Annotated in this window: 11 protein-coding genes; 6 read left to right on the top strand and 5 right to left on the bottom strand. The window is 66.4% G+C overall.

Annotated features, from left to right (window positions below; translation table 11 throughout):
* Positions 1 to 21: 21 nt before the first annotated feature.
* Both PSA7680_RS08220 and PSA7680_RS08225 read right to left on the bottom strand, forming a co-directional pair.
* The gene (locus tag PSA7680_RS08220; RefSeq protein WP_085868228.1) at positions 22 to 864 is read right to left on the bottom strand and encodes a potassium channel family protein; all 843 of its coding nucleotides are present in this window, start codon (positions 862 to 864) and stop codon (positions 22 to 24) included.
* Between the two features lie 95 nt (positions 865 to 959).
* Complete coding sequence (locus PSA7680_RS08225; RefSeq protein ID WP_085868229.1) at positions 960 to 1,367, bottom strand: universal stress protein; 408 nt, start codon at positions 1,365 to 1,367, stop codon at positions 960 to 962.
* 87 nt (positions 1,368 to 1,454) lie between these two features.
* Here PSA7680_RS08225 and PSA7680_RS08230 point away from each other — a divergent pair, with 87 nt between their 5' ends.
* Positions 1,455 to 1,949 (top strand): HugZ family pyridoxamine 5'-phosphate oxidase, encoded by a 495-nt coding sequence (locus PSA7680_RS08230; protein WP_085868230.1) that lies wholly within the window; start codon positions 1,455 to 1,457, stop codon positions 1,947 to 1,949.
* A 3-nt stretch (positions 1,950 to 1,952) separates the two neighbouring features.
* On the opposite strand, the gene PSA7680_RS08235 is transcribed toward PSA7680_RS08230, so the two are convergent.
* From PSA7680_RS08235 to PSA7680_RS08245, 3 genes are all read right to left on the bottom strand, one after another.
* The gene (locus PSA7680_RS08235) at positions 1,953 to 4,238 is read right to left on the bottom strand and encodes a glycosyl hydrolase family 28-related protein (protein WP_085868231.1); all 2,286 of its coding nucleotides are present in this window, start codon (positions 4,236 to 4,238) and stop codon (positions 1,953 to 1,955) included.
* A 113-nt stretch (positions 4,239 to 4,351) separates the two neighbouring features.
* On the bottom strand, positions 4,352 to 4,765 hold the full coding sequence (locus tag PSA7680_RS08240) for a DUF4864 domain-containing protein (RefSeq protein ID WP_085868232.1): 414 nt from the start codon (positions 4,763 to 4,765) through the stop codon (positions 4,352 to 4,354).
* Between the two features lie 74 nt (positions 4,766 to 4,839).
* The gene (locus tag PSA7680_RS08245) at positions 4,840 to 6,684 is read right to left on the bottom strand and encodes an ABC-F family ATP-binding cassette domain-containing protein (RefSeq protein WP_085868233.1); all 1,845 of its coding nucleotides are present in this window, start codon (positions 6,682 to 6,684) and stop codon (positions 4,840 to 4,842) included.
* Positions 6,685 to 6,912: 228 nt separating this feature from the next.
* On the opposite strand from PSA7680_RS08245, the gene PSA7680_RS08250 reads away from it, so the two are divergent.
* The 5 genes from PSA7680_RS08250 to PSA7680_RS08270 all read left to right on the top strand — a co-directional run bounded on the left by PSA7680_RS08250 (position 6,913) and on the right by PSA7680_RS08270 (position 11,269).
* Positions 6,913 to 7,140 carry a hypothetical protein gene (locus PSA7680_RS08250; protein WP_085868234.1) on the top strand — a complete coding sequence of 76 codons (228 nt, stop codon included), beginning with the start codon at positions 6,913 to 6,915 and terminating at the stop codon, positions 7,138 to 7,140.
* Between the two features lie 139 nt (positions 7,141 to 7,279).
* Positions 7,280 to 9,244 carry a DNA topoisomerase IV subunit B gene (gene parE / locus PSA7680_RS08255; RefSeq protein ID WP_085868243.1) on the top strand — a complete coding sequence of 655 codons (1,965 nt, stop codon included), beginning with the start codon at positions 7,280 to 7,282 and terminating at the stop codon, positions 9,242 to 9,244.
* A gap of 291 nt (positions 9,245 to 9,535) precedes the next feature.
* Entirely contained in the window at positions 9,536 to 9,982 is a 447-nt protein-coding gene (locus PSA7680_RS08260; RefSeq protein WP_085868235.1) for a DMT family transporter, read from the top strand.
* Positions 9,982 to 10,653 (top strand): hypothetical protein, encoded by a 672-nt coding sequence (locus PSA7680_RS08265; protein WP_085868236.1) that lies wholly within the window; start codon positions 9,982 to 9,984, stop codon positions 10,651 to 10,653. The genes PSA7680_RS08260 and PSA7680_RS08265 overlap by 1 nt, the downstream gene beginning before the upstream one ends.
* Before the next feature lie 13 nt (positions 10,654 to 10,666).
* On the top strand, positions 10,667 to 11,269 hold the full coding sequence (locus PSA7680_RS08270) for an MOSC domain-containing protein (RefSeq protein WP_085868237.1): 603 nt from the start codon (positions 10,667 to 10,669) through the stop codon (positions 11,267 to 11,269).
* Positions 11,270 to 11,393: the final 124 nt, after the last annotated feature.

An 11,393-nucleotide genomic window follows, 5' to 3' on the forward strand; every position in this document is an offset into this window, starting at 1 on the left:
CACGGCTGCTTCGGCCGTGCCCTAGCCCTCCTCGCCGTCCTTGCGGCGCAGGATGTCTTCCACCGGGTGCAGCTTGCGGAACGGCTTGAGGTGCTTGGGTTCGTTGATCCAGCTTGCCACACCCCCGAGGATGATGGCGCCGTAGTAGAGCGAGAGCATCAGCTGCCCCATCACCATGCTCTGCACCAGCCAGTGCCCGTTGCGCGGGGAGATGTCGCCGTAGCCCAGCGTGGTGGCCGTGACGATGCTGAAATAGACCGCTTCGAAGTAGGAGAGCGAGAACTCCTTGCCGAACTCCAGGTTCACCACGAAGCCGTCCTTGTAGCAGAAGTAGAACACGCCGAAGCAGAGGATGAACTGGAGGTAGCCGAAGATCATCTCGAAGGTGGAGCGGAAGGCGCTCGCCGAGAAGCGCGAGATGAAGACGACCGATGAATTGGAGACGAGGATGTCGATCAGGATGGCGAAAGCCACAAGCGCCGGCACCACGCGCACCCAGTTGGGAAAGGAACTCGCGTAGGCGTAGTGCACCAGCGCCGCGCAGAGCAGGATCGCGAGCGTGCGCAGCATGTTGTAGAGCCCGACGCGGCCGTTGAAGCGAAAGCCGAACCAGTTGCGGCGCAGGGGGCTGTATTCGCTTTCGTAGCGGTAGAACCAGCTTTCGAGAATGGCCCAGAACTCGCCCGAGTTGGGCTTGATCACCCGGCAGACATGCGTCTTCTCCTCGGGCTTTTGGTTCGGGCAGCGCACGAAATCACCGAGCAGGCCCCGCGACCGGACTTCTCCGAATGTCTCGCGGCAGCGGCCGCAGTAGATCACGGGCTCCGCGTGGAGCACCCCGAAACTGTTGTCTTCGTCGGCCATTGCCCCTCCCCGGAACCGATGCCTCTGCCGGGAAGTCTACCGCAAGATCGAGGGCTGCAAAGCCCCGCCCGGTGGATTCGGGCGGGGCTGTGGGCCTAGCGCAGCACGTGCACCGCGCATTTGGCATGGCGCACCACCCGCGCGGCGGTGGAGCCGAGGAAGTAGTCCTGCAGGCCCGGACGGTGCGAGGCGATCACGATGCAGTCCACGTCGTGGTTCTCGGCGTAGTCCTCGATCTCGCGCGCGGGGTGGCCGATGGCGATCTTGGCCTCGGCATTCTCCAGCGCGGCCACATCCTTTTCGAGATCGGCCAGGACGGCGGCGCGGTTCTTCTCCTGCTGGCTGGCTGGGATGTATTGCGCCACGTAGCTGGGCACGGGTTCCATCACCGTCAGCAGCGTGATCAGCCCGCCCTCTTCGAGCAGCCGCTTCGCGATGGCGATCGAGGCATTGGCGCTGTCCGGGTGATCCGGGGCGATCGGCACGAGGATATGCTTGTACATGACATTTCTCCTTTTTTCCGTAGTCTAGCGCGGCCGGCCGGCACCACCTTGATTCAAATCAGAGAACGGCATCAGTCAGGAGCCCCGATGGCAGAGCGCAAGGACAGCCCGATCCGCCCCACCGACGACGACGCCCGCGCGCTCGCCCGGCAATTGCTCGACGGCGCCCGCTTCGCCGCCCTCGCGGTGATCGAGCCCGAAACCGCGATGCCGATGGCCACGCGCATCGCCCTCGCCACCACGCCCGAAGGCGCGCCGCTGACGCTGGTTTCCACGCTCTCGGGCCACACCGCCGCCCTTGCGGCAAACCCGGCGGCCTCGCTTCTGGTGGGCGAGCCCGGCACCAAGGGCGATCCGCTCACCCATCCGCGCCTGACGCTGCAATGCGAAGCGCGGTTTCTCGAAGGGCCGGCGGCCAGCCATGAAGAAATGCGCCGGCATTACCTGCAGGCGCATCCCAAGGCGAAACTCTACATCGATTTCGCCGATTTCCGCTTCGTGGCCTTCCGCGTGCTGCGCGGCTACCTCAATGGAGGCTTCGGCAAGGCCTTCAACCTCACCCCGGCCGATCTCGGCCTCTGAGCCTCACGACGGCTCGTCCATGCGCGCCGTCACCCAGACGGCCCCGTCGCAGGCCTGCTGCCAGCGCAGGTTCACCTGGCTCCTGTCCGCCCCCTGCCCGACCTGGGCGTAGGGCACCGAATAGAGCGTGCTGCTGCCCGCCTTGATCGCCCCGTCCGCCATCACCGAATCCACGCCCCGGCTCTCGCCCCCGAACGGCAGGTGGCCCTCCGTCGACACCACCCAGGTGCTGGCATCGCTGTTCTGGGTGTGGCGCACCGTCACCGGGTTGATGGAACGGGTGTTCACGTTGTTGAAGGTGTTGCCGGCGAAGGTCACGTTGCGCGCCTTGGTCATGTCCAGCGAAGCGTAGGTTTCATCCACGCCCTCCACCCGTTCGATGGAGCCGTTGATCGCGCGGAACGTGTTGCCCGAGACGTTGAGCCCGTTGATGAAATGCCCCTGCCCGTAGGGCGTGATGACGATCCAGTTGAACCAACTCGCCACGTCGTTCACCGTGAAGATGTTGCCGGTGAAGGTGATCCCCCCGAAGGAGAACTGGCTGCTGAAATCCGGCGTCGCGTCATGCTCGTTGGTCAGTTCGACGAAATTGTTGTCGATGTAGTTGCCGGTGATCAGCGTCTTCAGGCTGAGCGCGGTGAACACCAGCCCGGCCCGGCGCACCCCCGTGGTTTCGTTGTCGCCGTGAAACCAGTGGTTGCCCACGAACATGTGCCCCGTGCCGCCCAGAACGCCGAAATGGGCGAAGCGCACAACGCGGTTGTCGCGGATCTTCAGATCGTTGGCATTGGCATTGAAGGCGATCGTGGTGCGATCCTGCACCCGGATGTCCTGCTCGTTGGAGAGGAACTGGCAGCGGTCGATCGTCATGCCCTGACAGCCGCCGCCGATGGAGGTGATCCCCCGATCCTTGGGCTTGGTGATGAAACAGTCGCGCAGGGTGAAGATCAGCCCCTCCGGCGCGAGCATGATGGCGCTCGCATCGCCGGAGCACTGGAACTCGATGTCATCCAGAACGAATTTCTCCAGCTTCGAAAAGCCCGAGAAATCCAGCACGTATTTGAAGCGCCGGAAGGTGAAGACCTGCGTCCCGGCGGCATCGAACAGCTCCTGGCTCAGGGTGACGGTGCCGGCGCCCACGTTCACGCTCGTGACATAGACCTCGCGCCCCACCCCGGCGCCCGTCACCAGCGAGCCGACCGGGATGTTGGCCACGTTGACCACGCCGGTCAGCTTCTTGGGCTGGCCGGTGGAATAGGTCGCCTGGCTCGTGACCACCGTGTCGTCCCAGTTGCTCGACGCCTGCACGTTGAACTGCCCGTTGCGCACCACCCGCCGGGTGGCGAAACTGTCGATCCCGGCCACCGCCGCCACGTCGATGGGGGCGTCGATCTCGATCCGGCGCCCGCCCAGATCGAGGGAATCGTGGTTGGAATACTGAAACAGCGCCTGAAGCGCCTTCTTCAGGGCCGCAAGCTCGTTGCCGAAGGCGTCCACGTAGGTCGGCAGATCGTAGTTCTTGATCAGGATAAGGCGCTTGTCGTCGGGCATCACCAGCGTGCCCTCGAAGCGCACCGGGTTGTCCAGCGTCAGGTGGCCGTTGATCGCAAAGGTGCCGGCGGGCACAAGCACGGTGCGCCCGTTCGCGGCGCTATCGGCGGCCTCGAAGGCGGCCGTGTCGTCGGTGATGCCGTCCCCCACCGCGCCGTAGTCGCGCACGTCCACCACCGAAACGATGTCGCGCAGGAAGTAGCGCGTCACGTCCTCGATGCGGATGTCCTCGATGCGCAGCACGCCGCCCGTGGCGCCGGTGAGATCCAGCCCGAAATGGCCGTAGACGGGCACGCGCCCCCAGGGCATGTCCACGCCGCTCCGGCTGCCGGAGCCCACGATGGCGCGCACGGTGACGACCTCGCCGTAGGAGCTCAGCACCGTCGTGGGTCCGGTTTCCACCAGCCCCGGCACATGCGCCTCGCCCGCATCGCCGGCCCAGCCCGCGATCCGCACGCCCGGCAGGTTGCCCGACACCGCCTTCACCCGCACCGTGATCTCGAGGTAGCAGCCCGGTTGCAGGGGCACCTGCCCCATGTAGCGCAGCTTCTGGGTGGCTTCCGTCTTGAGCAGTTCGAGGCAATCGCCGAAATCGGCGTCCGAATAGGCAATCGCCGCATCGGCGGCGCCGTCGTAGGTCTGCGAGCCCGGTGTCCCGTCCCCCCGCGACCAGACGTCCAGACCGGCCGAGAATGCGGGCGGCGTGAAGACCAGCCCTTCCGTGATTGCCTTGTTCATGCGGTACCCCCTTGATCAACCCGGCGCGGATGTCCGGACAGCCAAAAGGGCTACAGGGAGCGGGCTAAAGGGGGTTTAAGCCACCGCGCGGTGGGGTGTGCCGGCGGAGCGCCTCAGGCGCCTGCGCCGGGCGGTTGCAGGAAGCGCACGCCGTTGATGCGCCACTCTCCGCCCTGCCGGATCATCATGTATTCGAGGAAATGCACCGCGCCGCCCTGATCCCGGATCATCACCACCTGGTAGCGCGCCGCCCCCGCCTCGCGCTGGTCGAGAAAACGCACGTCATCGGGCCGCCAGACCATGGGATAGCCGCCGCGCACCATCTCCCCGAAGCGCTCGGGGGTTCCGAACATGCCTTGGATCATGGGCGATGCGAAGCCGAAGGCCGTCGTCACGTCATCGGCGAGAAAGGCGTCGATCTGGGAGCGGATCACGTCAGAAACGCTCTGGGACTGGGCCTGCGCCTTGGAAACGATTGTCAGGGTCATGAGGCCCACGAGGGCCAAGGTGTAGATGAAACCGCGCATGGGGGCCTCCTTTCCTTGCTCCTACAAGGATAGAAAGCGCGCCGCGCGGGTCAAATCGACGGCGCGTGCCGGGCTCAGGCCGAGGCTTTCTCCTCGAGCGTCAGCCACTCTTCCTCGCAGGCCGCCAGCGCCTGCTGACGCTCCACCAGCGCCTCGCTTGCCTTTGCGAATTTCGCCGGCTCCCGGCTGAACAGTTCCGGATCGGAAAGAAACTCGGTCAGCTTGGCGATCTCGGCCTCAAGCCGCTCGATCTCCGCCGGCAGGGCGTCGAGCCGCTTCTTCTCGGTGAAGGAAAGCCCCTCGGCCGCCGGGGCGGATGCTTTCGGGGCGGCAACGGAAGCCTTGGGCGATTTTTCCTGCTGCGCCGGAGGCTTGCCCGCGCCGGAGCCCGGCGCCGGCTTCTGCGCGCTCTCGGCCCGTTGGGCCTGGTAGTCCGTCCAGCCCCCGGCATAGACGGTGGCCCGCCCGTCGCCTTCCATGGCCACGGTGGTGGCGGCCACGCGATCGATGAAATCCCGGTCGTGGCTGACAAGGAGCACCGTGCCGTCGTAGTCGCCCAGAAGATCCTGGAGCAGGTCGAGCGTCTCCACGTCCAGATCGTTGGTCGGCTCGTCGAGCACCAGCAGGTTGCTTTCACGCGCCATGATCTTGGCCAGCAGCAGCCGCGCCTTTTCCCCGCCCGAGAGCGCCCGCACCGGGGCGCGGGCCTGGCTCTCGTCGAAGAGGAACTCCTTCAGGTAGCCCACCACGTGCTTGGGCGTGCCCCGGACCATCACCTGGTCGGAGCGCCCCGAAACCCCCAGCAGCGGATCGCCGGCGAGGTTCTCCCACAGGCTTTTCTCCGGGTCGAGGCGGGCGCGATTCTGATCGAACACCGCCATTTCGATCTTGGTGCCCAGTGTCACCGTGCCCGCGTCCGGCGCCTCCTGCCCGATGAGCATCTTCAGAAGCGTCGTCTTGCCCACGCCGTTCGGCCCCACGAAGGCCACGCGGTCTCCGCGCTGCACCTTCAGATCGAAGCCGCTGACGATCACCTTGTCGCCGAAGCGTTTTTCCAGCCCGACGGCCTCGATCACCTTATTGCCGGACTGCGGCGCGGCTTCCAGTTCCATCGCCGCGGTGCCCTTGCGCCGGATCTGCGCCGCGCGCTCGGCCTTCATGGCGTGCAGGGCCCGCAGCCGGCCCTGGTTGCGCTTGCGCCGGGCCGAAATGCCCTCCACCGCCCAGCGAGCCTCGGCCTTGATCTTGCGGTTGAGCTTGTGGCGCGCTTCGTCTTCCTCTTCCCAGGTCTTGTCGCGCCAGGCCTCGAAGGCGGCGAACCCCTTGTCCTGCCGCCGCACCTGCCCGCGATCGACCCAGAGCGTGGCCCGCGTGAGCGCGTTCAGGAAGGCGCGGTCGTGGCTGATCAGCACGAAGGCCTTGCGCGTCTCCGCCAGCTCGCGCTCAAGCCACTGGATCGCCTCGATGTCAAGGTGGTTGGTCGGCTCGTCCAGCAGCATCAGGTCGGGATCCTCGGCCAGCAGCTTGGCCAGCGCCGCGCGCCGCCGCTCGCCCCCGGAGGCGGAGGCCACCGGCGTATCGGGCGAGAACTTGAGCCCCTCGGCCACGACATCCACCCGGTAGGCTTCGGAAGGCTCCAGCCCGCTCGCGGCGAAGGCCCCGAGGGTCTCGAAGCCGCTCAGATCCGGATCCTGCTCCATGTAGCCCACGGAGGTGCCCGGCGGCACCACGCGGCTGCCGCTGTCCGGCTCCACCAGCGCCGCCATCACCTTCATCAGGGTGGATTTGCCGGAGCCGTTGCGGCCCACCAGCGCCACCCTGTCGCCGGGTTGGACAACCAGCGAAAGATCGGAAAAGACGGGATCGCCCCCGAAGGTCAGGGAGATGTCGGAAAGCTGGAGAAGCGGTGCACGTGCCATGGCGCGCAGCTAACCGCCGCCACCGTCAACGTCAAGGGAGCGCTGGCACGCCCTTGGTTGACGCCAGGTTAACGAGATTTGTGCGACACCGGGTTTCGTGGTATGATCTGTGCAATTTCCAAGACAGAACCACCCGGCACGCCTCCATGCAAGCCGCTCTGCCCGCGCCCATGTTTTAGCGGGCCCTTCATTTTGCGACCATCGACTTTGACACGAAAGGAACAGCCAATGACCGTTTTCAGGAAATCCGCCCTCGCGCTTGCGATCGCCCTGGCCCCGGTGGCCGCCCAGGCGCAGTTCGTCGGCATGGGCGCCACGCTCAGCGCCACCGCGCAGATTTCGCCCTCGCTGGAGAAAAGCTGCTTCGACAACCCGCCCTGCCCCGGCCAGCAGGTGGACACCACCCGCGCCGACACTGCCGTGCTGATCCAGCCTGCGACGCCTGACAAGAAGTAGGCCGGGCGTCCTGCGCGCCGGTATCCAGCGTGTTTCCGGCGCGTCGGCCCTTCGGCAATCGCCTTTGCCCATTGCCCCTGCCCCACGAAATCTGCTCTAATGGAGGGAACAAACAACAACCCGTAGAGCAGCCATGAACATGCCCGGTGACGATCTCCTGTCCGGTTCCGACTCCAGCCAAACCTATGATGCCTCCTCCATCGAGGTGCTCGAAGGGCTTGAGCCGGTGCGCAAGCGGCCCGGCATGTATATCGGCGGCACCGACGAGCGCGCGCTGCACCACATGGTGGCCGAGATCCTCGACAACTCGATGGACGAGGCCGTGGCCGGCCACGCCAACCGCATCGAGGTGGAACTGCACGCCGATTACTCGCTCACGGTGCGCGACAACGGCCGCGGCATCCCCACCGATCCGCACCCGAAATTCCCCGACAAGAGCGCGCTGGAGGTGATCCTCTGCACGCTGCACGCCGGCGGCAAGTTCTCCGGCAAGGCCTACCAGACCTCCGGCGGCCTGCACGGCGTGGGCGCCTCGGTGGTGAACGCGCTTTCGGATTCGATGGTGGTGCAGGTGGCGCGCAACAAGGAGCTGGTGGAGCAGCGGTTCTCGCGCGGCGTGCCCCTGGGCCCGGTGCAGAAGATCGGCGCCGCCCCCAACCGCCGCGGCACCTCGGTGACGTTCCACGCCGATGAGCAGATCTTCGGCCACCACCGTTTCAAACCCGCCCGGCTGTTCAAGTCCATCCGCTCCAAGGCCTATCTCTTCTCCGGCGTGGAGATTCGCTGGAAGAGCGCCATCGACGACGGCGAAACCCCGACCGAAGCCACCTTCCACTTCCCCGGCGGCCTGTCGGACTACCTGAAGGAAACGCTCGGCAGCGCCTCGACCTATGCCGATGCGCCCTTCGCGGGCACCGTGGATTTCCAGGAGCGTTTCAACACGCCCGGCAAGGTCGAATGGGCGATCAACTGGACGCCCAGCCGAGACGGCTTCATCCAATCCTACTGCAACACCGTGCCCACGCCCGAGGGCGGCACCCACGTGGCCGGCTTCTGGGCGGCGATCCTGAAGGGGATCAAGGCCTATGGCGAGTTGGTGAACAACAAGAAGGCCGCGCAGATCACGCGCGACGATCTCATCACCGGCGGCTGCGCGCTCGTCTCCTGCTTCATCAGCGAGCCGGAGTTCGTGGGCCAGACGAAGGACCGCCTCGCCACCGTCGAAGCGCAGAAGCTCGTGGAAGGCGCAGTGCGCGACCATTTCGACAACTGGCTGGCGGCGGATACGAAATCCGCCGGCGCCATCCTCGATTTCCTGGTCCTGCGCGCCGAGGAACGGCTGCGCCGCAAGCAGGAGAAGGAGACCCAGCGCAAGACGGCCACCAAGCGGCTGCGCCTGCCCGGCAAGCTGGTGGATTGCTCCGCCACGAGCCGCGAGGGCACCGAACTGTTCATCGTGGAAGGGGACTCCGCGGGCGGCTCCGCCAAGATGGCACGGGACCGCCGGACGCAGGCGCTGCTGCCCCTGCGCGGCAAGATCCTGAACGTGCTCGGCGCCGCCTCCTCCAAGCTGGGCTCCAACGCCGAGATCAACGATCTGACCCAGGCGCTCGGCGTCGGGCTGGGCACGAAGTTCAACATCGACGATCTGCGCTACGAGAAGATCATCATCATGACGGACGCCGACGTGGACGGCGCCCATATCGCCTCGCTGCTGATGACCTTCTTCTTCACCCAGATGCGCCCGATGATCGACGCAGGCCACCTGTATCTGGCCTGCCCGCCGCTCTACCGGCTCACGCAGGGGGCCAAGCGCGTCTATTGCCTCGACGATGCGGAGAAGGAGGCGTGGCTCGCCAAGGGGCTGGGCGGCAAGGGCAAGATCGACGTCAGCCGCTTCAAGGGCCTCGGCGAGATGGACGCGAAAGATCTGAAGGACACGACGATGAACCCGGCCACGCGCAAGCTGATCCGGGTGACGATCGACGAGGACGAACCGGGCGAAACCGGCGATCTGGTGGAGCGACTGATGGGCAAGAAGCCGGAGCTGCGGTTCCAGTATATCCAGGAAAACGCGCGGTTTGTTGAGGAACTGGATGTTTAAAAATATTCGCTTTGTTTTAGGCTTTGTTGGAGCGCTCATCGGAGGGTAGATTTAGCTCCACCTCTCGTCTCTCGTTTGCTGCTACTCTCACTCCTTAGATTCTTTCTCTCTCCGGTAGCGGAAGGCAGCCCCAGCCCGTAGGTGGGGGCTGAAAGCCCCCGCCTGGGGGGCGGGCGGGGGCTGTCCGGCCTGCGGCCGGACGGTTGATAGAGCACGAAGCACCTCCCCCCCCAAACAGGGGTGACACCCCCGACGCCCCCGCGTTAGGCTCGCTGCAAACCGGAGGCTTTCATGGACGCAACCACTGCCAAATACGCCGCTCTCATGCTTGCCGCCGGGATCGGCATTCCGCTGCTGGCCGCGCTCAACGCCGCCCTCGGCACCCGCCTCGGCAGCCCCTTTGCCGCTGGCCTCGTGCTCTTCGCCGTCGCCTTCTCGGCAACCGCGCTCGTGGTGCTGATCACCGGCCCCGCCCCGCTCGCCAAACTGCCCGGAACGCCCGTTCATCTCTTTGCCGCCGGGCTTCTGGTGGCCTTCTACGTGCTCTCCATCACATGGGTCGCGCCGCGCTTCGGGGTGGGCAATGCGGTGTTCTTCGTGCTGTTGGGGCAGTTGATCTCCGCCGCCGCGATCGACCATTTCGGCCTCTTCGGCGCGCGCCTCTCCCCGCTCAGCCTCACCCGTGCCGCAGGCATTGCCGTGATGGCCTTCGGCGTCTACCTCACGCAACGCGCCTGATGCGCGCCCTTCTCCCCCTGCTGCTGCTGGCGGCCTGCACCATTCGCCCACTCACGCCCAACGAGGCCGCCTTCACCGAAGCGCTGACCGGGGAAAGCCTTGATGCCGCGCCGATCCGCCTGGTCACGAATGATTTCATCGGCTCCGTGCCCTACTCCCGCCCCGTGCGCCCCCGCACCACCTGCCGCGAGAAAATCCTGCCGCCTCCCGAAGGCAGCCGCGAAGAGGTGCGCACGGCGGGCATGGTGCTGTTCAATCACGTCCACCTGAACCCGGATTTCGCGCCGGAGGATCTGATGCCGGGCTACCCGGAGCGGATCAACCTCGCCGCCGCCATGTTTCTTGCCCACGAGATGGTGCACGTCTGGCAGTGGCAGAACCGCGAAACCACAGGCTACCACCCGCTGAAGGCCGCCGCCGAGCACCGGGTCGAGGATCCGTATCTCTTCGAGATCGGCGCGCAGCCGGATTTCACCGCATTCGGCTACGAACAGCAGGCCAGCCTCGTGGAGGAGTTCGTCTGCTGCGCCGCGCTGGATCCGGAGGGCGCGCGCACGGCACGGCTGCGGGCGCTGCTGCGGCAGGCCATGCCCCTCACGCTGTCGCGCCTCGACGAGGCCGAGATCCACGTCCCCTGGCCTGATCTGGAGCCGGAGGGCATCTGCCAATGACGAGGAGCGCCCCATGCCCGCCTTGCTGAGAACCGCCATCACCGGGAAGATCACCTGGCTCGGCACCGTCGCGCGCCGCGCCGATGCGCTTGCCTCCGCGCCGCGCGAGGTGCTGGAGCTGCGCTTTTCCGGCGCCCTGGGGGAGGATCACGCCGGGCTCACCCGCCCTTCCTGTTCGCGCGTGGTCAGCCAGTATCCGCGCGGCACAGAGATCCGCAACACGCGGCAGCTGTCCGTCGTCGCGGCCGAGGAACTGGCCGCGGTGGCCGCGGCCCTCGGGCTCGGGCGGCTGGATCCGGCGTGGATCGGCGCCTCCGTGGTGATCGAGGGCATCCCCGATTTCAGCCACCTGCCGCCTTCAAGCCGCCTTCAGGGCGAGAACGGCGCGACGCTCACCGTGGACATGCAGAACCGCCCCTGCCACCTGCCCGCCCCCGTGATCGAGGCCGCACGGCCGGGCCACGGCAAGGGGTTCAAGGCCGCGGCGCGCGGGCTGCGCGGGGTGACGGCCTGGGTCGAGCGCGAAGGAAGCCTGCGCCTTGGCGAAGCGATCACCCTGCACATCCCCGATCAGCGCCCCTGGGCGCCGCTCGCGGAGCACCTCTCCGGCGCCTAGGTCGTGAACTCATAAACGGGATTCCGTTTTTGGCGGTGTGATGATTCACTTTCGGAAACGGAGGTGAGCATGACGGGCAGACACGATGTGAGCGATGCGGAATGGGCGGTGATCTCGCCGCTGT

The organism is Pseudoruegeria aquimaris, assembly GCF_900172235.1.
In the GTDB taxonomy this organism is placed as follows: Bacteria; Pseudomonadota; Alphaproteobacteria; order Rhodobacterales; family Rhodobacteraceae; genus Pseudoruegeria; species Pseudoruegeria aquimaris.